Here is a 21,448-nt window from a genome sequence, read left to right as displayed (position 1 = left end):
TTTATCGAGGAGCGCCAATCGTAGAAACACCCTATATGGCGTTCTGTCTACTGATGGCTCCACCCGCAGCTCTGACCTCCGTCGTAGGCGCTTCAATTTGCGTATGGAACGGAAAAAAATTTGATCCCCCGGTGAATTCGTTTTTATTCCGCTTTCAATCACTGATGATTTATCTTTCTGTCAAGACAATAGTTTTTGCCGTTCCGGCGATAATGATCCTCACGACGGCAATCTTGCTGCTCAAGGATTACTCACCTTGTCCAAAACTGCTCATATCAGGTTCGGCATGGCAACTATTCTGGGTTAACGACGAAAGAGCATGCTTTAAGCCCACTCGGTATATAAATGGCAACTGGCCTTGCAAGATGGTTGGCACTCAAGAAATATGCATTCGCTCAGACGGAAGATAGAGCATTATTATGCCCAGCACATTGAAGGCAACGTATTGTGTCAATCAAAAAATGCCCTTCACCAGCGAATATTTATGCTTATGCACCTTCTGAATGAATGAACCAACACCCGGTACCTGTACTCAGCCTCTCAGAGTTTTTTATTCTATTGCTAGTGTTGGCTCCTTGCGGCGTGGCTGGCGAGGAATGAGCAGACGAACCTGAAACAGCCGGAGTTGCAGGCGAGAGAGCCGGTGCGCCTGGGATGGACCGAGGAGCCTTTGCTTGAGGCCCCCATAGATAACCAGTCCGCCACCCAAAAGCTTGAAACCCTACCAAGCCACAAGCTAGGCAAAATTACAGGCAAGTACTCTGCGATTGAGCCGGACCGCTTGACCCAAGACTTGCAGAAACATTCTCTGACGGCCGATACACCGCCGTAATTCGTAAGCGCTCCTTAAAACCCAACTAGCGCACGGCGAGCGGCGCGTTTAGGAATGCAATAGAGGCGCGTAGCTCCACGGTTGCTCGGGCAACGGCGCCAGTGCACTGCAGTGTCAGCTTCGCACATATAATTCAACTCATCACAAACTCGTCCAGATGGGTTTTTAATACATCCTTGGACATAGCAGTCTCATCCTCTCTATTTAGGATAAGAATGAATTCGCTTTTTACGGGAGATAAAATTTCTACAACCTCACCTTTATAATTCTCCAATTCAATAAAGCCGTTAGAGACACCTTCAAGATTGTCAACCTCTTGAAGGAGAGTCAGATATTGCACCAAAACACGTGTTTCATCGGCGCCTGCGCCAGTTTTAGGATTGTCAAAATAGACCTTAACTTTAGGACGGATCGCGCGCTTCCAATCAAGAACAGGCACGAAGTGTACACGCATACTCATAAATTCTTCAACGCTCTCCTCGCCGGAAAACTCACAACGAAATATAGGAATACACCAATAGAGATCACCTCGGTCAATACCTGCACTTTTCATATACCCATGGTAATTTTGCGGCAAAATGATTATATGAGTAAACAAACTAGAAGAGTGTTTACCAGCGGTGATCGGTAATATTAATGGCTTATCTGTTGAAGAAATAACAGAAACTGAGTTAACAATAATTTCCGCCAAAGCGTCATCGAAGAAATCTTGAGAAATGACGAGTAGTTTAGAATTATCTTCTCGCGCCTTTAGCCAGTAATTAATTACATACGTCTTGGTCTCGTCCTGAAAAAAGAACATGTCAGAGTTTTTCTTTATGACGTCACCATACTCATCTTCAAGTAATTCCTCAATATCCATAAACCCTCTTTCACTCATAATTTGGCCCAACATCCTGTCTATATCTTATACCATTCTGCATCATCTTCGCACCATCAGAACTATTAGCCGAGCGAAGCCTGAGGCTCATATTATTTGTATCATTATAAAAATCATTTCGCACAGCCCTCCCGGAGTTGTAACCTTGCTCATTCCAATGTTCAACAACCGGTTTATTATGTTCAATTGTCAACCGAGGACCATTACGCGGAACCTTATCTCCATCTACCGTCAAGACTTTCCCGGCATGCTTGCCTTGCTTGCCTTTAGTTATAGTATTAGCATCTAATACTTTATCTTTTACACCTGCACGATATGCACTCGGATATTGAGACTTGCGATTGTATATGGCTGGATCTTGAGTTCGTACGAAGCGGCCTTTTGCATCCCTCGGAGGCCGGGCTAACGGCGCAGGTTCGGTTGAAGTAGGAGTTTTCTAGGCTGAATTTTAACATTTCCTAAAATTCGACCCAAGCCCCTGAACCTTAACCTCATACCGCGCATCAAACCACTTACCACCCTTCGCACCGAGGTGTGACCGGCTCGATCCACTCGACATGCGATAAAGACTTTTTCAGCTCACCCAGTAATTGTTGGGCCATGGTTTCAAGATCAACGCCCGCCTCAACTTGTGAACGCCCCACCACCAGTGAGAACGGGCTTGGCCCGATGTCTGTCAGGGTGAATACATGGAAGGTTTTGTCTTTGAGGCTCGGCGTTCTTACGAAACTCAATTCGTTGGTATGAAAACGCTCAGGAGGGGGCGGCACAGCATCGGCAAGTTCCTTTTCAACGCGTTCGCGCTCTTGGTCCCGGAGACGTCGTTCAGAAAGGCGATCATAAATATTCCGGCGCATACGGGAACTCCTTGTCCGTCGGGCTGATTAGTTAAGGTTGACTTTTGTGCTGCCGGTCACATCGACGGTGACGCCAGATAGCGTGATGGTGCCGTCGGAGTTCATAACCAATTTGCTGGCACCGACTTCGAGTGTGATTGAGGTCGCCGAGGTGATCTTCACTTCGCCGCTATCGACCGTGACGTAATAGGATCCTTCCGTCACCGCAATGCTGGTTTCCAGCTTGATCGTTTCGGTATGCTTGCCGTCGCTTTCAGCTCACGATTGCCGCCAACCGTATGGCTTTCATCCGCCTCGATATCGGTATCCAGGTTGCGCTCGGCATGGAGGCTGACTTGTTCCGCCCCCGCCTTGTCTTCAAAACGGAAGAAGTTAGCGTTAGAGCCCTTACCCTTGATCGACCGGGTGAGGAAGCCACTCTGCGTCTTGTTCGCCGGCAACGACCAGGGCGGAGTGTTCTGACTGTTGTACAGGCTGCCCATGACCAAAGGTCGGTCGGGGTTGCCGTCGAGGAAAACCACCACCACTTCATCGCCGACTCGCGGAATCTGGATGCTGCCAAAACCGCCGCTGGCGCCGGTTTGGGCGACGCGGACCCAGCAGGAGCTTTTGTCGTCGAACTTACCGTAACGGTCCCAGTGGAACTGCACTTTGACGCGACCCATTTCATCGGTGTAGATCTCTTCGCCAGGGGGGCCGACGATTATGGCGGTTTGCGGACCGGAAATCGCGGGCTTGAGCAAGTCCATTTGCGGACGGAATTTAATCTTCTTCCGCACGCAATAAAATTTATTACCGTAGCCAGCCTGACTGCCCGAAGTATAATTGTTGCTGCCGCGGTGCTCGATATTCATCACCAGGAACTGCCTGTCATCGGCAGAACCCGTGTCATGTTCGTAATGCTGCGTCAGCTCAAAAGTATGGCCTGGACGCATAGCGCGACAGTTACTTGACCCTACAAATGTCTTGCCTTTGAGCTCCAGCGCCTCGATGCGGTTACGCACCAGAAGCTCGCCATCTTCAGGCGTGCCGTGGGTGTATTGGCCCATGTAGTCGAAGATTTCATACGACGGAACATCGCCTTGTTGATTGAGGCTAGTCATCGTGACGGGAATACGACTTCCCGGCTGTCGGTAATCGAAGGTTTGCACCGAGATCTTTCCGGCCTGGAACTCCCTGGCGGAACTCCAGTTGGTGATGGAGTCGGAGTTTTCGGTCACCGATGCTGTATGGAAGCGCACTTGCGGCTGCTCAGGCAACGGCGTCAGAACGCTGGAGTCGTCCATGATGATGAGCGTGTGGCTGTCGGCCGTGTGCTCGAAGTAGAAGAACAACCCTTCTTGCTCAAGCAGCCGCATGACGAAGTGACTGTCGCTTTCGCGGTACTGAGTGATGTAGCTGTGTGGCTTGAGTGTACGGTCGACGCGGAACTCGTATTTCGCGAGACCTTCATAGCGACCAAAGACCCTCCTGATCACCTGCTCTACGGTTTGATCCTGATAGATTTGAGAGTCATAGCGCTGTGCAATCAAGCTCAACCATGAACCCACATAGGCCGAATAGCGCGACATGCCGCCATCGCTGCCGTTGTTACCGAAGCTCAATACGTGGCCGTTGATATAACGGCTGCCGCCGGTAGCGAGTTCGATTTCAATCGTCGCAGCCTGCCCGATGGCGGACTTGAGCTTTACGCTCGCGTCCTCGGAAATCAGATCAAGCTGGAACCCGAAATCGGCCGATAATCCCTCACTACCAGCAAAAGATTCAAGCAATAGCTCTTGACCACCCTTAAGGGCCATCGTCAGCTTGAACAGACGCCTATTTTGAGCCGTAAACAGTGAGGAAAGATCCATCGCTTCAACTCCTTAACCGAAACACGTCATCAGGCTTGAGCGGCCTGCACATAGTGATCATCGAAAATCAGGCACCCGGCGACTTGCGCCAGGAAGCAACCCACTTGAACAATCTGCTCAACCACCAACGACTGCGCGCTTCACGAATTTCGTCGACTTGCATGAAGGTGAAGGGGGTGCCCATGGTTTTTTCCTGGATGCGGAGGGTGCGTAGGCCTCTAATAAGATGACGAGAGTGGATTAACATAGTGATGCATCCGAATACAAAAATCAGGATGATAAGGATGCCTGTGGTAAGCGGAGTAACTGACCGTATAACTATAGATGCGACCAATGTTCCAAGACCTGCAATGACCCCAGCCTTGAGACTGGATGTATCAGGAGCAGTGAAGGAAACTTTATTGCCGGCCACTTCAAATGGAAACGCTACTGTTGGAGTGAGATAAATAAAAAAATATACCAGCGCAAGAAAACTTAGCAGAAGAAAGGCGGCGAAACCTCCCTCAAACTTAGACCCAGCCAGATCGTCTGTCACCACCATATAGGTTACGCAAGCTGGTGCAAAGGCAAGAGAGAAAACAAATAGTACAAAATAACTCAAGGCAAAAAAAGTATAGCTTTCACACACATACTTAATATACATCATGTACAAAAAAGCCATTAAGGAAAAGCATCCATAAACCCACCAGCCACCCGAAAAGCTTACTGGGCCCATAACTCCAGAAATCACGATAATTAAAAATATCACTAACGACGCTTGTTTGACAGTTTGTGCATCGGGATTGTAAATAGTGCTCATTCTGGCAAGTAACTCTTGATCATTTTTTCCGCCGCCTTATCCGCACCGGTCTTGGACATGGCATATTGTGCCATCAGGCCAGCTCCCCACCCGACAGCGATGACAACCACGAGAGGAGCCCCAACGAATCCAGCTGCAACCGTAAACACAGCGCCGACAACAAATGAGGCGACGTTTGTAGGTTGGGTTTCCGCCGACTTTCTAAAAAATTCTTCTTTGGTATTTGAACCGGTCCAATCAATATAGGCTTGTGGCCCGACCGCCAGCGCTACGCCAGCAACACCACCATTCATTACTTTAAGAGCGCCCTTTGCTCCATCAGCATGAAGATGCACTCTGCTGTTTAGTTTACTTCGCACTTCGTTCATAGGAATATTTATCGACGATTTGCCAATCCCACCCAGTATTTTATAATCCTTGGCTTCTAGGGTAAGCGGTATTTCCAAGAATAACTTGCCACCGTTGCGCAGGACTTTGATTCTACCCTTCAAAACTTTGCCCGCAGCGCGGGCATTGGGCCCGCCTCTTTGATTTGCCCATTTGCGGAGCTTGGTGTGCTGAGCAGAAGTTAGATCGAGCATATCGGAGATGTTTTTGGCTTTGGTGGCTGCCATGATTAAGCCTGAGCCGCTTGCAATAGTTCCAGGAATGTTCCCTGGGGAGAACATCAGCGGTCCTAATACCGGAATTCCCTCCGCCGCTTTCTGCAGAGACTGGAGCGCCTCAACTGATACGTCTTTTGACCGCTCGATATTTTGCAACAATTCCCAGAGCAGAACCGCCATGCTCTCGGCTTCTTCCGGAGCCAACTGCTCATCAGGAGATGACAGCTGACTTATCAAAAGTAAAGCGGCAGTGTAATCATCCGTTGCGTACTGCCCTGCCAGACCAGGACTAGGAGGGCGCATGTAAAAACTCATGGTCGACTCGCCTACGAACGCCTGCTGCCCCCCCCAGCAGGCCAATCTGTCTCCGCTCACATCGAAGAGCGGCTGAAGTGGTTGGTGTCAAAAAGTTACTCATACGCGCCCCTCACAGTCTGCCCAGGCAGATTTTGAACCACGGCATCAATCGACCACGGTGCTCTCCATAATTCGCACCCACCACGCAATTCAGCACCTTGTGATCGCTGACTTTTTGACGGAGCAGGCAGCGTAGAGATGTCCATAATTCTGCATACTATCCTTGGATACAACTGCGGACGCTACCGCGACAGAGCGACAAGCCTCGAGACCGTGAAGCACGTGCGAGACACCAAAAATTAAGCATCAGCAATGGTACTTATACCGCCATCGTCGCACTTAGACGTACTAAAGCTCCAAGAGCCCTGCGGGAAAAGGCTACGGCCTTCCCCTCATCATCATACTGGCGTCAGCAGCCACAGGCCTTGTTTGACTGAACCGCTGTGACCACGAAACCGTGGAAAAACGCCCTCAGTGTTTCAAAAAAAGAGAGGCTGGTCACACTTGCTTAAACGTTCCACTCTTCAATTGCGATGAGGAAACACCGCTGAGCCGATCGTGTCAACCTGTAGGACGATCTGCGTCAAGGCGTTCTACCGCAAAACTGGAATTTTGGCGCTGATTTGACACCCAAGGCATCTGGTGAAATCTTGGAAAATAACCCGCTAGCGGCATCAACGCGGCCATATGCCAACGGAGGGCCCAGTGGGAGTAGGCAAAGACCCAAGATCCAGAACCGAGGACATATTTGTGGACTATCCGAGGAGCTTACTTTTCGCTGGGAGCACACCTACAGTCAGATCTTCAAGCGCTTTTTCGAAGACGCTGAATACATTCAACCGGTACCTTACGAATCGCCTATAAACGATATCTTTTGGCGATGAAGTAGGATACCCGTGGGAGCTGCGGTAAACCCCACGCTCGGAGACTCTGACGTCCTTATGACACGCCTTTGTCGAACCCAAGGTCCTCTCTCCTCCTCAACTTAGGAAGCTAGGGTGCTGCCTGCTGCGCGACGACTTTCTTCTCGGGCCTCCTCCACGCACAAGACAGCGAACGAACCCTGAAAATCATCATTTCCCAACAGCAGCAATTAAAGAATGCTTGTTAGCGAGCTCATCAGGCGCCCGATGATTTGCGCCAGCGAGCGATCCACTTGAACAACCTGCTCAGCCACCAATGATTGCGAGCTTCACGGATTTCGTCGATTTGCATGAAAGTATAGGGTTTAGGCATGTTCTTTTCTTGGGCGCGGAGGAGGCGTAGGCCCCTGATTATGTGGCGCACGTGAAACAATAATGCCACCGAGAAAGTCGTGAGCCCAAACATGGCGACCATCCCAGCACTGAGGGGCCCCAACGTTTTTGTAAAGACACTAGCTGCCAGCGTGGTCGCGCCGGCCACCAAGAGAGGAGAGTACGCAGTCGATTTTCTTTGCTTTGCTTGCGGACGTGGCTGAACCTTAATTCCATCATATTCGAACGGATGAAATGACGGTTTGCCACTGGCCAATACCAAATATGCAAGTGATGAAACCCCTATCGGAACAAGCCCAATTAAAAGTGCAATAACGCTTGTCTTGCCCCAGAATCTGGCAGCAACTAAATAAGCCGATACAGAAGCTAACCAACAGAAGATACCCACCACCGAAACTAACACCGAAGTTATATATAGCGCAAACTTTTCACACACATAAATTAGATATAAATTCCAAATTAGAGCCGAAAAAGAAATAAAGAAAACCGCATGCCAAAAATATTTAAACCCTGAAGTACCAAAAGCCAGTAAAAACACGAAGAAGCTAAACAAAAACCAACTAAATTTCCTAAGCCTATCTGAGTCAATCATTATGATTACCAATTTCCAATGCGTTGCCGATCATCTTATCAATCCCAAATCCGACCATCGCCCACTGCATTCCCAAGCCAGCAACGAAGCCAACAGCCACAACTACTACCAGGGGCGCTGCGGGGACCGCCAATAGCGCAGCGGCACCCGTCAGTGCATAGCCAGCGCCGACGCCCACAGCCGCTGATAAGATATTCGTGGGTTGGTTATGAACAGACTTATTGTAGAACTCTGTGCCCGTAGTTGAGCTTGAATAATCCAAGAATGCTTGCGGTCCCGCGGCTAGAACAGCGCCGACCGTGTTCCCCCCCATAAATTTTAGCGCCCCAGTAGCCCCATTTGCATGCAAATGGGCGCGCTGACTCAACGCCGCTTTGGTACTTCCCACGGGTACATGAACAGCAGACGGCCCGACCGCACCTAATATCTTGTAATGTTTCGCAACGGCCGTTACCGGCACCTCAAAGAATAACTGACTTTCTTTAGCGATAATTTGATACTGCCCTTAAATGTTCTGTTGGCCGATTGCGCCCCGGGAGTGCCGCGACTATTGGCCCACGCGTGAAGCTTCAATTTTTGCGCAGGACTCAAATCCAGAAGATCAGTAACCTTTCTGCTCTTGGCTGCCGCCATAATGCCACCGGCGGCAGTTGCGATGGTCCCAGGCAAATTACTCCCGGAGAACATGAGGGAGCCAATTCCTGGAATGTTCTAAGCAGCCTGTTGCAGAGACCGCAACGCTTCAACAGATACATTGGTGGCGGACTTCAGCTTCTGCAGCAGCTCGCGGAGCAGCAGCACAGCACCCTTAAATTCATCAGGACTCATTTGATCATCGCGAGATGACAACTGATGTACAAGATACACAGCGGCCGTGTAATCGTCAGTCGCGTATAGCCCGGCGAAACGCCCCGGCTGCATATAAAATCCATTGCCGACTCGCCAGCGAACACCTGCTGGCCGCTCAATAGACCTGACTGCCTGCGCTCACATCGCAAGCTGGCTGAAGTGGGAGGCGTCAAAAAATTACTCACGCACATCGCCTCGCTGACTGCCGCACAAAGGTCTGGCCTTTGGCATTGCAGCTGACACTCGATAGTTTGCACACACCATAGGGACAAAGGCTCGTAACTGCTGAGACCGGCAATATGATGGCGTAGGCGGCATGGCTATCTCCTTAATCCTGCATATGTCCTTGGATAAGCCGACGAATACCACGCGGCAGAGTTACAGCTCAAGTCTCATGTGAAGCCGGTTCAGGTCACCAAGATTAACGCTCTCATCGAGCTTTTCCTACTGCGACATTGACCTTCGTCATGGCTCAACGAACACACCTCGTCAGCGATCAGATATTTACGGTTCACCTATCTGTCTGTGCCGGTTGTAAGGTCTCGACGTTTACTTGCCCGTGAAAATACTCGCAGATAAATCTACAGAATACTCACGACAGTTGGAATGGCTTCACTCGCCGCGTCGGCAATAGTGCTAGGCGGAAACCGCATCGACAACGTTCGCCAAGCCATGGCGTTGTCATACCCGATCATCCAATCGAACCTGAAGCACAAATGGGCTTCGATCGAAATCGAACAAATCCTTCCCGTGCTGCTGCAACTGGTCAAGGAGGTCTCGATGATCCTTGGCGCCAGCGTGGCAGTGGGCACTATTGCTGGTGGTGCGGCGGGAGCATTTGCGTTTGGTGTCGGCGCCGCGCCAGCAGCCATTGCCGGAGCAGGTATCGGTTTGCAGGTGGGTAATCTGATCCTGATGGCGCTGGGCCTGTCGGCCATCGCCGAGTATTTTTATCAGGGCTTGCCCGCTTGCCTTTCAACCTTGCAAGAAGGGCTCGCCACAGCGTGGTTCGCAGCAGACGGCGTCAAGCCCGAGGGGCTTGATCCTACTGGCGGTTCTGCAGCGCAAGTTCAGGAACGCACGGAACGCGCGGCGCGACAACTGGCACGTGGTCAAGAACAACTGGTGTTGCTGTTGCTCACCGCAATCGTGACCTACCTGACCCGAGGACAGATCAAATCCGGCGTTATGGCTAGCATGGACAGCATCGCGGCGCGAAGTGCCAAGCTGCAGGCGGAGATTTCGAACAAGCAGTTTGCGGTTTGGTTGGCGAAGAATGAGCAGAAGATGCTGGCGCAGCCGGAGTTGCAGGTGAAGGATCCTGCGCCGTTGAAACGGGCAGAGCCGGAACCCCCACCGCTGCGAGACCGGCCTGCGACCAAACCGATCGAGGAACCCGCGGCCGACCTGACATCACGCCGAGATTATTTGAACAAAAAGTTCGGGCGTACGGGCGACCTTGTCCAGGACATCAATATTCGCGGAAATCAGGAAACCGCTGCCAACTTCTTCAAGTCTCAAGGCTACAAACCGGCCGACTACGAAGGCTATATGAACGGACTGGACTTCACCAAGCCTGTCAGCGTCGAAACCATCAATAGCGGCAAGAAACTCTGGCAGTTCCAGGTCCCGGGTGGCCGTCAGGGCATGTGGTATTCTCCGACCCCCGATATCGTGCCATCTCAGCTGGGCATCAATCCTTTGGGCCAGATCTATAAAACTGAAACTGTCGTACCGAAAATCGTCAACGTTTATCAAACCACCGATAAAGTGACGCTGCTACGAAGCACGTCCGCTCCCGTGCTCGACACGTGGTCTGTTCCCTCCCAGCCGTTCGATGCAATTGGGGGCGCCCGGCAGATGACTTCTGGCCAGCGAGAACTCTTCAAATTAATTACTCCGGGTAACCCATGAAACTAGCCACTCCACTCGCTTATGTTCAAAAAGCTATTGAGCTGACGGTGGACCGCCGTAACCGATGCCCGCAGTTTCCGGTTTACGACCTACTGCTCAAACAACTTGACTATGTAAAAGCTGTTTTTGAGGGCTCGGAAACCGACAAATCCAAACTGCACCAGCTCAGCATTGGTGCGATTGCATCGAAGGAATTCGAAGAAAATGATCCGGAGCTGGCGAGAGCGTTGAAAGACGCTTTTTATGTCGCCATACAATCCGCGCGCGGGCTGAAAATACAGCTGCCGGATTGAAGCTGTCGGCCGAAAAGCAGCGCGTACCATCAATAAAAAACACGCAGTGTTGATTTTGAATAGAATCTTTCTGGGTGCTGCTTGCTGCGCGGCGACTTTCTTCTCGGGCGTCCTTCAGGCTCAAGACAGCGAACAAGTCCTGAAAATTGTCGTTGCCCAACAGCAGCAACTGCCCATAATGTTGGACCCCGCCACGCGTGTAGACGCTATTGCATACGCCGATCACAACGTGCGCTACACCATCACACTAAGTGGCTATAAGGGCCAGCCTGGCGAGCAGGCTTATTACCAAAGCTTTCTGACTCAACAGATCGAAAAATCGTTGTGCAGCCAGACGGCGTATCTGCTGATGTTGGCGCTTGGCAACAAGATTACCTACCAGTATATGAGCGACGCGGCGGTGCCTATCGCTGAAATCACATTGGCGCCTGATCATTGCAAGTGAAGCCGCTAAGCCACACCAGCACGATTGATCCCTGATTTTGAAAACGCTGATTAGGAGAGCCACCCTAAGCCAAAGAGATGAATGGCGCTTTTTGAAACACCCACATAACGAACATAAGGACGCAAGGATGAGCACAACGGAACAGCTTCAAATACCAACTACGCACAAGCCTAAATGGCAAGAGCGCTTCGATTTTTTTGACACCTACGGTGCACCAAACGACCCTCGCTACAAATCTGCCCTCAAGGCGATGCCGACCTTTCGTAAAAAGCTCCTGATCAACGGAAATGTCATCGCCTTTTTCTTCGGCCCGATCTATCTGTTTGTGCTGGGCCTTTGGAAGAAAAACCTGGCGTTGATTGGCATCATGTTCGCGACGTATGCCGTGGTATCAATCATATTGGCTGTGCTGGGCATGGAGTTCCCGAGAGCGCTGGATAACGGCATCGGCTTCGGATTTTCATTCATGTACGCGATCGTCACGAACTACGCGTATTACCTCAAGGAAGTGAAGGGCGAACAAGGCTGGAATCCCTTCAAGGGCATGCGCCTCTAACCCGCAATCAAGCCTCCAGGCGCCCCGCCCATCCGGCGGGGTGCCATCACGCAATGTGAATGTTCCCTGCCCGCACCGCATGTCCGGCTCTTCCTTAAAGTCAGAAAAAAACGATTGGTTTCGCATTTTTCTACTTCATTTGAAAAGAATAATCTTACAGAAATCGGATTCCTCCCCTTGATTTCCGGGGTTTTACCGCTTTTTCGCCCTTCCACCTCAAAAAAAGTGGCACAGAGCCATTATTGCTACCTGTAGCAGAAACAAGAAAATATACATCCTCTGGGAACTAAATCGGTTGAGCGATTGCCATATTGCACAAATGATGGCTTCTGGATATTAATATGCCAGCACCGTTCGCTATCAGAGCCAGTCAGGCGTGCCCCGTCTGGCGCCGCGATTCGCCAGCAGCATGATATGAACCGGCGTGCAGTCGAGAAATTCGTAACTCCTCTCCTCCCCCGCGATAACGACGGGATCGTTGCGATGAGTTCAAGGACGATGTACTGATGACTCAGACCTTTGATGTTGAAGCATTGATAACGCTGCGCCGGCAGACCCGGGCGATCTCTGACGTGCTCAAATCGCAGGCGTCGGATTATCTGTCGACGCTCGCTTTGTTGATTCGCCCACAGACGCTATTCGGTGAATACCTGCAAGGGGCGCAACGCAGCAGCGGACGCGAAACCCAGCACCACTTCAAAGAGCTCAAGGCGCTGTACGACCGCATCGGTTCGGCTGCGCCTTTTCAGCTGGTCAACGAGCTGGAAGTCCCCCTCAATCTCATCAGCACTACGCCGCAATTGTTTGCGCTGGAATACGACAAGGTACTTTCAGACAGCGGACAAACCATCCGTATCACCAGCCCCGTACGCTGGGTGGTCGGTTTCAGTTCGTTCGACCTGGCGCAATTTCGCCAGATCATCAAAGACCCCAATCGCAGTAACGCCGAGCTGTACCGTTTCGTTGTGCACTACCTGGTGCTGTTTTATTGCCTGAGCAAATCTCCCGGCCTGAGCCGCTTGCTGGAAGGCTTACGCTTCCCGGTGAGTTTCGAGCGTTTGAAGGACTTCGGCGACTTGCCGTTCTGCATTATCAGCTCACCCGTGCGCTCTGAATTGCCAGATGAAACTGTCATCCGTAACAGCACGCAGATTGCCGGCAACACCACCTTTGAAGAGCTGGTGGGGCGCGAGAATATTTTGGAAATGGATGATGAGATCCGTCAGCGCCTGCTGCTGACGGTCGATGGACTGTAACGCTCTCGGTCAATAATCGACCGAGGCGAAAATAACTTTCAGCGAGTTGCTCGCACAGGAGATCACGATGGCGAAGAAGGAAAGTACCCAGCATAAACTCGACCGCGTTCGTGCGCCCCGAGTCCACATCACCTACGACGTGGACATTGGCGACGCGCAGGAAAAGAAAGAGCTGCCCTTTGTCGTTGGCGTGCTGGGCGATTTCTCCGGCAACCCACTTGAGCCTCTGCCCAAGCTCAAGGATCGCAAGTTCATCTTTATCGACCGCGACAACTTCAACGGGGTGCTCAAAGGCATCAAGCCGCGCCTGACCTATCGGGTTGACAACACACTGGTCAAGAACGGCACCCAGCTGGGCGTGGAACTGAACTTCAACACCCTGGAAGATTTCGAGCCACAGAACGTGGTTCGGCAGGTGGAGCCGCTGCGCAAACTGCTGGAAGTGCGTAACAAGCTGGCTGACTTACGCAACAAGATGGGCGGCAATGACAAGCTCGAAGAGCTGCTGATGGACGTGCTGCAGAACACCGAGAAATTGAAAACCCTGGGCAAGGAATTTGGCCGCGAAGCCGCTGTTCCCCCAACTGATCCTAAAGCGTAAGCAGGAGCCTGATGATGACCGATAAGCAACCCGCGACTCAGCAGGACAGTGCTCTGGTGGAAGTGGAAAACTTCGCCCCACAGTCGTCTCTTCTGGACAGCATCATTTCCGAAAGCCGCGTCGCCCGTTCGGAAACCGAGCGTACCCGCACCCGCGACTTGATCGGTGAACTGGTCGGGCAGGTCTTGGAAGGCGAAATGACGCCGAGCAAGGACTTGATCGCGGTACTCGACGCGCGTATCGCAGAAATCGACGCGATGCTCTCCGAGCAAATGAACGAAATCATGCATGCCCGTGAATTCCAGGCACTGGAAGCTTCGTGGCGCGGCCTGAAATACCAGGTTGACCAGACCGAGACCAGCACTACGCTGAAAATCCAGCTGCTCAACGCCTCGAAAAAAGACTTGGTCCGCGACCTCAAGGCTTCGTCCGAATTCGACCAGAGCGCACTGTTCAAGAAAATCTACGAAGAAGAATACGGCACCTTCGGCGGCGCGCCGTTCGGCATGCTGCTGGGCGACTACGAGTTCAACCGCAGCCCGGAAGACATGTACCTGCTCGAAGAGATCTCCCACGTTGCCGCTGCCGCGCACGCACCGTTCATCTCGGCGGCATCGCCAGAGCTGTTCGGCTGGGATTCGTTCACCGACATGTCCGGCCCGCGTGACCTGGCGAAGATTTTCGACACCGTCGAATACGCCAAGTGGAAGTCGTTCCGTGCCTCGGAAGATTCGCGCTACGTTGGCCTGACCCTGCCCCATGTGCTCGGTCGCCTGCCGTACGGCCCGGATACCACTCCCGTGGAAGAATTCAACTTCGTCGAAAGCGTCGATGGTCGTGATCACAACAAATACTTGTGGATGAACGCCGCCTACGCGCTGGGCACCCGAGTGACCGACGCGTTTTCGCGTTATGGCTGGTGCGTGGCGATTCGCGGCGTGGAAGGCGGTGGCCTGGTGGAAGGCCTGCCAACCCATACGTTCAACACCGACGATGGCGAAATCGCGCTCAAATGCCCGACTGAAATCGCGATCACCGACCGCCGTGAAAAAGAGCTGTCGGACCTGGGTTTCATCCCTCTGGTGCACTGCAAAGGCACCGACTACGCCGCGTTCTTCGGCACCCAGTCGACGCAGAAGCAAAAGCAATACAACACCGACATCGCCAACGCCAACGCGCGTCTGTCGGCACAGTTGCAGTACATCTTCGCCACCTCGCGTATCGCTCACTACATGAAGGCGATCATGCGCGACAAGATCGGCAGCTTCGCTTCGCGCAAGGACGTCGAGATGTTTCTGAACAAGTGGCTGTCGGGTTATGTGCTGCTGGATGACACCGCAGGCCAGGAAGCCAAAGCCAAGTTCCCGTTGCGCGAAGCCCGTGCCGAAGTGTTTGAAGTACCGGGCAAGCCAGGCGTTTACAAGGCTGTGACTTACCTGCGTCCACACTACCAGTTGGACGAACTGACTGCTTCGTTGCGTCTGGTCGCAGAACTGCCACCTTCGACTCGCGGTTAATCGAACTCAGCCAGGGAGGCCGTCATGAGTAGCCAACATAGGTTGTTGCCTTCGTTGCTGGACCGATTGCTGGATGATCGTCCGCACCAATCCGTTGAAGCAGCTTCGCAACGCTTGTGTTCACTGGCCGATTACAAGGCCAGCATCGTGCGTGACCTGGAGATTCTGGTGAATACCCGCCAGTCCCTGGTCGCCGGCGATTTGGATGGTTTTGCCAATCTGGGGGGAACCATCCTCGACTACGGCATGCCCGATTTCACCAGCAAGAGTGTGCTCGATCCCCAGGACCGCCTGCTGATACAACGTCAGCTGGAAAAAGCCATCACGGTTGGTGATCGGCGCTTTCGAAGCGTGAAAGTACAACTGCTCGCACAACAAACCGGCCAACGCATGCTGACATTTCGTGTGGACGCGGTTCTGCGTCTGCAGGACATTTCACGTCAGGTCTCCTTCGATGCGGTGCTGCAAGTCAACACCCAGGAATACAAAGTGCAGAATCTCAACTGATGCTCGACGATCTGCTGCCTTATTACGAAAAGGAACTCTCGCATCTGCGCTTTTTGGGCCAGGAGTTTGCGAGCCAGTATCCAAAAATTGCTTCGCGGTTGCTCATCGAGGGCGATAACTGCGAAGACCCGCATACCGAACGGTTGATCGAGGCCTTTTCGTTCCTGTCGGCGCGCGTGCACAAAAAACTCGATGACGAGTTTCCGGAAATCGTCGAAGCCTTTTTGGAAGTGCTGTACCCCCACTACCTGCGCCCTACGCCGTCGATGTCGATTGTGGAGTTCAACCTCGGCAAGCAGGAGAAGGTCACTGAAGCCTACCGTGTAGCCCGCCACACCGAACTGCATGCCAACCCCATAGACGGCGTGGTGTGTAAATTCCGCACCTGCTACCCGGTCGAGCTATGGCCAGTGGCGGTGCAGGAAGCGTCGTTCATCGAGATGGAACGCTCAGCGTTCAACGGCCACAGCGCCGACCTCGTCGCGCGTCTGCGCATTGGCCTGACGGCCACCTCGGACGTGCCATTCGGCAAGATGGAGCTGGACAGCCTGCGGTTTTTCCTCGACGGCGAAAGCACGCTGATGCTGCAACTGTACGAATTGTTGTTCAACAACCTGGCCAAGGCCACGTTGTCGTTCAAGGACGAAGACCGCACCCGCGAAGTGGCCCTGCCCGCCGGCGCGCTGAAGGCGGTCGGTTACCAGTTGGATGAAGGCTTGGTGGATTACTCCGAGCGCTCGTTCCTGGGCTACCGGTTGCTTCACGAATACTTCACTTTCCCCGACAAATTCATGTTCTTCGACCTCTCCGGTTTTGCGCGCATTCTCGCAGGAAAGGAAGTCGAGAACGTCGAGATCAATTTCTACTTTTCCGATTACGACCTTACGGACCGCCTGGTTCGCCTTACGCAAAATATCGGCCGCAATAACTTCAAGCTCAACTGCACACCGATCATCAACCTGTTCCGCCAGCAGGCCGAGCCTATAAAGCTGACCCATGCCCAGCATGAGTATGCAGTGATGCCGGATGTCCGCCTGCAAAGCGCGTCGGAAGTGGTGTCAATTGACCGCGTGCGTCGCGTGAAAAAAGTCGGCGGCACCGATCAGGTCGGCACCTGCCACCCGTTCTTTGAACCGCGTGGCGATCAGGGCCCCGGCAGCAGCTTCTGGATTGCCCGCCGCCGTGCCGTGCAAACCCAGCAGCGCGACGGTTCGAACATGTTTATTCGGGTGGTGGATCGCAATCTGGAGATGATCGATTCGAACAACGATACCTTGAGCATCCGTCTCACCTGCAGCAATCGCGACCTGCCTTTGATGCTGCCGTTTGGCGGCGAGCGTGGGGATTTCAACATGCCGGCCAACTCGGTGATCAAAGACATCCGCTGCCTGCGCAAGCCCACCGCCACCGTGCGTGTGCCGCTGGGCAACGGGGTGATCTGGCGCTTGATTTCGCACCTCTCGCTCAACCATATGTCGCTGGTTTCCAAAGGCCGCGAAGTGCTGCTGGAGCTGCTGTCGCTCTACAACTACCGCAACCTGTCGGCAATCCGCAAACAGATCAACGGCATTGTCTCGATCACTAGTGAGCCGGTTGTTGCACGTATTGGTCACCCGCGCCCGAACTTTGTGCGCGGAGTAGGCATCACCCTCAAATTTGACGAAAGCCAGTACACCGGCAGTGGTGTGTTTTTGTTCGGCATGGTGCTCGACCACTTCTTCGGTCAGTACTGCACGATGAACAGCTTTACCCAATTAACCCTTCGCACCCTGCAGCGCGAAAAGAGAGTGGTCCAATGGCCCCCGCGAACCGGCGATCAACCCCTGGTCTGATCGACCAGGCCAGGGCCGAGCCGCACCGATTCGAATTCTTTCAATTGGTGCGTCTGCTGCGCCTTCATTACAGCAGAACCGGGCGAATGGACCTGCAAACCCGGCCGCACGAAGACCCGCTGCGCTTCCGCTCGCAGTTGTCGCTCAACTTCCCTGCCAGTGAGGTCAGCGACCTGCGGTTCGAACACGCAGGCAATGTGTCGGCGGCGGGCTTGCCACTGACTGAGGTGCAGGTAACGTTCATGGGCCTGGTCGGGCCTTCCGGGGTACTGCCGCGCCCATATACCGAGCTGCTGATGGACCGTCACATCCAGTACCGCGACGACGCGGCGCATGCGTTCCTGGATATTTTCTCGCACCGTATGACCACGCTCTTTTACGAAGCCTGGCAGAAGTACAAGTTTTATATCGAGTACGAACGCAATGGCACTTCCGGGTTTGATCGCTACCTGCTCAACCTGGTGGGCTTTGGGCCGCAGGCGCAAAAACAGAAGTTCGACAAGGGCGAGTCGCCCCTGCGCCGCGAACTGTTCAGCTACTTCTCGGGCATGTTCGCGCAAAAGCCGCGCAATACGCTGAACCTGCAAGTAATGCTGAGCTTCTATTTTTCGCTGCCGTTCAAGGTCAAGTCCTTTGCCGGTCGCTGGCTACGCCTGGACGCCAGCCAATGCACGCAACTGGGCCGCAAGAATGCCGTGCTCGGGCAAAGCGCCGTCGCCGGCAACCGGGTCTGGGACTATCAATCCTGCGTGCGCATCGAGCTTGGCCCGCTGGAGCTGATCGATTACCAACGCTTCCAGCCAGGCACAGTGGATTACCAAAAGCTGGTCGAGCTGGTGCGCTTTTATGTTGGCGCCGAGCTGGACTTTCAATTGGCCCCCACGCTTAAGCGCGAAGCCGTACCCGTCGCCAGTATTGGCCGTAAAGGCAACGTTTCTCTGGGCCGGCTTGGCTGGCTAAAACGCCCCGGTGTTGACGTGGAACCCTCCCGTTGCGCCCTCTTTCACATTCCTTTTGATGGGGTCTGCCTGTGAACCTGAAGTCCCTGTTTGCCAAGTTGAACGACAACAGCCGCACCGCCACCGAAGGTGCCGCAGCACTGTGCTTCTCGGAAAACCATTACGATGTAGAAGTGGAGCACTTGCTGCTGCAGTTGCTCGATACCAGCGACAACGACCTGCCGGCCATCCTGCGCCATTACGATGTGGTGCCGGATCGTCTGCAGGCACAATTGATGACGGCCCTGAGCACGTTCAAAAAGGGCAATACCCGTACGCCTGCGCTGTCGCCGCATATCACGCGGATGATCGAACAAGCGTGGGTGCTGGCGTCTATCGAGTTCGGCCAGGCGCAGATCCGCACCGGCCACCTGGTGCAGGCACTGCTTGATGACGCCGAGTTGCGCCGAGTGATTATCGGCTCCGCGCCCGAGCTGGAAAAAATCAACGCGGATGACCTGCGCCTGCATTTCAATGCCCTGGTTGAAGGCAGCGTCGAGTCCAAGCTCGCCAAACCATTGGCAAACGCTGGCGCCGGCAATGGCAGCCCGGTGAAGGGCAACGGCAAAACCCCAGCGCTGGATCAATACACCATAAACCTCACCCAAAGTGCGCGCGACGGCCGCATTGACCCGGTGCTCGGTCGCGAGTTCGAAGTGCGCCAGATGGTCGACATCTTGACCCGCCGGCGCCAGAACAACCCGATTCTTACCGGTGAAGCTGGCGTGGGTAAAACCGCCGTAGTCGAAGGCCTGGCGCTGCGCATCGTGCAGGGCGATGTCCCCGCGGTGCTCAAGGACGTGGCACTGCACACCCTAGACCTTGGCTTGCTACAAGCCGGCGCAGGGGTAAAGGGCGAGTTCGAAAACCGTCTCAAGTCGGTGATCGAAGAAACCAAGCGCAGCCTGCACCCGATCATCCTGTTTATCGATGAAGCCCACACCCTGATCGGCTCCGGTGGCCAGGCCGGACAAAACGATGCCGCCAACCTGCTCAAGCCGGCACTGGCTCGCGGCGAGCTGCGCACCATTGCCGCCACGACGTGGGCCGAATACAAAAAATACTTCGAAAAAGACGCCGCCCTCGCCCGCCGCTTCCAGGTAGTCAAGGTTGAAGAGCCTGACGAAGACAAGGCCATACACATGCTGCGCGGCCTGCTCGCGAAAATGCAGGAGCACCACAAGGTGACCGTGATGGATGAGGCGCTGGTGCAGGCCGTGCGCCTGTCCAACCGCTACATCACTGGTCGCCAATTGCCGGACAAGGCGGTCAGCGTTCTCGACACCGCGTGTGCCCGAGTCGCTCTGGGCCAGTCGTCGCAGCCCGGACCGCTGGAAGACTGCAAACGCCAGATCGACAACTTTCAGGCCGAAATCACCGTGCTGGAACAAGAAGTCTCTAAAGGCAGCGACCATGCCCGACGCTTGGGCGTCTTGACAGAGCAACTGCAAGCCGAACAAACCAAGCGCGAAGCCTTGGAACACCAGTGGAAGCGTGAGCTGGAACTGGTGGCAAAACTCGGCGCGTTGAGCACGCCGGAAAACGGCACACCGGACGCCAGCGAGCTTGCCGCTGTACGCGCCGAGCTGGCCAATGTGCAGGGCGAGCAGCCGCTGGTGCACGCCTTGGTAGACGGCGGCACCATTGGCGAAGTGATTTCCGGATGGACCGGCATCCCGCTGGGCAAGATGTTGCGCGACGAAATAGACACCGTGCAGCGCCTGCCGGCGCTGTTGGGCGAACGGGTGCTGGGCCAGGACCACGCGTTGGTCGAGATCGGCAAGCGCATCAAGATCTCCCGGGCTCGCATGGAAGACCCGAACAAGCCAATCGGCGTGTTCCTGCTGCTCGGCCCGAGCGGCGTCGGCAAGACCGAAACCGCGCTGGCGCTGGCCGACACCTTGTACGGTGGCGAGCGCAACGTGATCACCATCAACATGTCCGAGTATCAGGAGGCCCACACGGTTTCCAGCCTCAAAGGCTCGCCGCCGGGTTATGTCGGCTATGGCGAAGGCGGCGTCTTGACCGAAGCCGTGCGGCGCAAGCCTTACAGCGTCGTGCTGCTGGACGAAGTGGAAAAAGCTCATCCGGACGTGCTTGAGCTGTTCTTCCAGGTATTCGACAAGGGCGTGCTCGACGATGGCGAAGGCCGCGAGATCAACTTTCGCAACACGGTGATTTTGCTCACCTCCAACACCGGCACCGACAGCATCATGCAGTGGTGCCTGAACAGCGATGAGCAACCCACCCCGGAACAAATGGTCGAGGGCCTGCGTGAGGAGCTGAATCAGGTATTCAAGCCGGCCTTTCTCGGCCGTCTGACCGTGGTGCCGTACTACCCGGTCAAGGACGCGATTCTGGAACGCATCGTTGCGCTGAAACTGGCGCGCATTCGCAAGCGCTTCGAGCGTAATCACCACGCGGTGCTCAGTTACGACGAAGCACTGGTCAAGGCGATTGCCGCGCGCTGCACCGAGGTGGACAGCGGTGCCCGCAACATCGACAACATTCTCTCGAAAACGCTGATGCCGGAGTTGGCGCAACGCGTTCTGGAGCGGATGGCACAGGATAAACCGATTGAAAGCCTGGCCATCGGACTGGGCAGCGACGGTGATTTCATCTACAGCCTGACCTGATCGACCACTACGG

15 protein-coding genes and 3 pseudogenes are annotated in these 21,448 nt (G+C 54.0%); 11 read left to right on the top strand and 7 right to left on the bottom strand.

From position 1 onward, the window contains the following. Positions 1-965: 965 nt before the first annotated feature. The 7 genes and pseudogenes from C4J92_RS00950 to C4J92_RS27080 form a co-directional block, all read right to left on the bottom strand. Positions 966-1,694, bottom strand: coding sequence for a hypothetical protein (locus tag C4J92_RS00950; protein ID WP_124402665.1), 729 nt, complete (start codon positions 1,692-1,694; stop codon positions 966-968). A gap of 548 nt (positions 1,695-2,242) precedes the next feature. Beyond that, positions 2,243-2,569: pseudogene (locus tag C4J92_RS00945) on the bottom strand (DcrB-related protein); the annotation flags it as partial. Between the two features lie 27 nt (positions 2,570-2,596). Then, a pseudogene (tssI, locus tag C4J92_RS00940) lies at positions 2,597-4,422 on the bottom strand (type VI secretion system tip protein TssI/VgrG). A 67-nt stretch (positions 4,423-4,489) separates the two neighbouring features. Then, positions 4,490-5,221 carry a hypothetical protein gene (locus C4J92_RS00935; protein ID WP_124402663.1) on the bottom strand — a complete coding sequence of 244 codons (732 nt, stop codon included), beginning with the start codon at positions 5,219-5,221 and terminating at the stop codon, positions 4,490-4,492. Beyond that, positions 5,218-6,141 (bottom strand): hypothetical protein, encoded by a 924-nt coding sequence (locus tag C4J92_RS00930; RefSeq protein WP_256657442.1) that lies wholly within the window; start codon positions 6,139-6,141, stop codon positions 5,218-5,220. The genes C4J92_RS00935 and C4J92_RS00930 overlap by 4 nt, the downstream gene beginning before the upstream one ends. Positions 6,142-7,302: 1,161 nt before the next feature. Further along, a complete protein-coding gene (locus C4J92_RS00925; RefSeq protein ID WP_124402662.1) occupies positions 7,303-8,031 on the bottom strand; it encodes a hypothetical protein in 729 nt (242 codons plus the stop codon). After that, the gene (locus tag C4J92_RS27080; RefSeq protein WP_256657441.1) at positions 8,024-8,293 is read right to left on the bottom strand and encodes a hypothetical protein; all 270 of its coding nucleotides are present in this window, start codon (positions 8,291-8,293) and stop codon (positions 8,024-8,026) included. Before C4J92_RS27080 ends, C4J92_RS00925 begins: the two co-directional genes overlap by 8 nt. A 1,168-nt stretch (positions 8,294-9,461) precedes the next feature. On the opposite strand from C4J92_RS27080, the pseudogene C4J92_RS00915 reads away from it, so the two are divergent. The 11 genes and pseudogenes from C4J92_RS00915 to tssH all read left to right on the top strand — a co-directional run. Further along, positions 9,462-10,794, top strand: a pseudogene (locus C4J92_RS00915) (polymorphic toxin type 46 domain-containing protein); the annotation flags it as partial. Further along, positions 10,791-11,087 (top strand): immunity protein Tsi6 family protein, encoded by a 297-nt coding sequence (locus C4J92_RS00910; RefSeq protein ID WP_124402661.1) that lies wholly within the window; start codon positions 10,791-10,793, stop codon positions 11,085-11,087. The pseudogene C4J92_RS00915 and the gene C4J92_RS00910, both read left to right, overlap by 4 nt. A 46-nt stretch (positions 11,088-11,133) precedes the next feature. After that, complete coding sequence (locus C4J92_RS00905) at positions 11,134-11,532, top strand: hypothetical protein (protein ID WP_256657440.1); 399 nt, start codon at positions 11,134-11,136, stop codon at positions 11,530-11,532. A gap of 127 nt (positions 11,533-11,659) precedes the next feature. After that, positions 11,660-12,088, top strand: coding sequence for a DUF2628 domain-containing protein (locus tag C4J92_RS00900; protein ID WP_124402660.1), 429 nt, complete (start codon positions 11,660-11,662; stop codon positions 12,086-12,088). Positions 12,089-12,594: 506 nt separating this feature from the next. Beyond that, on the top strand, positions 12,595-13,344 hold the full coding sequence (locus C4J92_RS00895) for a hypothetical protein (protein WP_124402659.1): 750 nt from the start codon (positions 12,595-12,597) through the stop codon (positions 13,342-13,344). Between the two features lie 67 nt (positions 13,345-13,411). Continuing rightward, complete coding sequence (gene tssB / locus C4J92_RS00890; protein WP_124402658.1) at positions 13,412-13,945, top strand: type VI secretion system contractile sheath small subunit; 534 nt, start codon at positions 13,412-13,414, stop codon at positions 13,943-13,945. A 14-nt stretch (positions 13,946-13,959) separates the two neighbouring features. Then, positions 13,960-15,462, top strand: coding sequence for a type VI secretion system contractile sheath large subunit (tssC, locus tag C4J92_RS00885; RefSeq protein ID WP_124402657.1), 1,503 nt, complete (start codon positions 13,960-13,962; stop codon positions 15,460-15,462). Positions 15,463-15,486: 24 nt separating this feature from the next. Continuing rightward, complete coding sequence (gene tssE, locus C4J92_RS00880) at positions 15,487-15,969, top strand: type VI secretion system baseplate subunit TssE (protein WP_124402656.1); 483 nt, start codon at positions 15,487-15,489, stop codon at positions 15,967-15,969. Then, a complete protein-coding gene (tssF, locus tag C4J92_RS00875) occupies positions 15,969-17,801 on the top strand; it encodes a type VI secretion system baseplate subunit TssF (RefSeq protein ID WP_124402655.1) in 1,833 nt (610 codons plus the stop codon). The genes tssE and tssF overlap by 1 nt, the downstream gene beginning before the upstream one ends. After that, a complete protein-coding gene (gene tssG, locus C4J92_RS00870) occupies positions 17,765-18,835 on the top strand; it encodes a type VI secretion system baseplate subunit TssG (protein ID WP_124402654.1) in 1,071 nt (356 codons plus the stop codon). Before tssF ends, tssG begins: the two co-directional genes overlap by 37 nt. Beyond that, entirely contained in the window at positions 18,832-21,435 is a 2,604-nt protein-coding gene (gene tssH, locus C4J92_RS00865; RefSeq protein WP_124402653.1) for a type VI secretion system ATPase TssH, read from the top strand. The genes tssG and tssH overlap by 4 nt, the downstream gene beginning before the upstream one ends. The last annotated feature ends 13 nt before the right edge of the window (positions 21,436-21,448 follow it).

The organism is Pseudomonas sp. R3-18-08 (assembly GCF_003852065.1).
GTDB lineage: Bacteria > Pseudomonadota > Gammaproteobacteria > Pseudomonadales > Pseudomonadaceae > Aquipseudomonas.
Note: the sequence above shows the minus strand (reverse complement) of the source record. Positions and strands in the feature narration are given on the sequence as shown.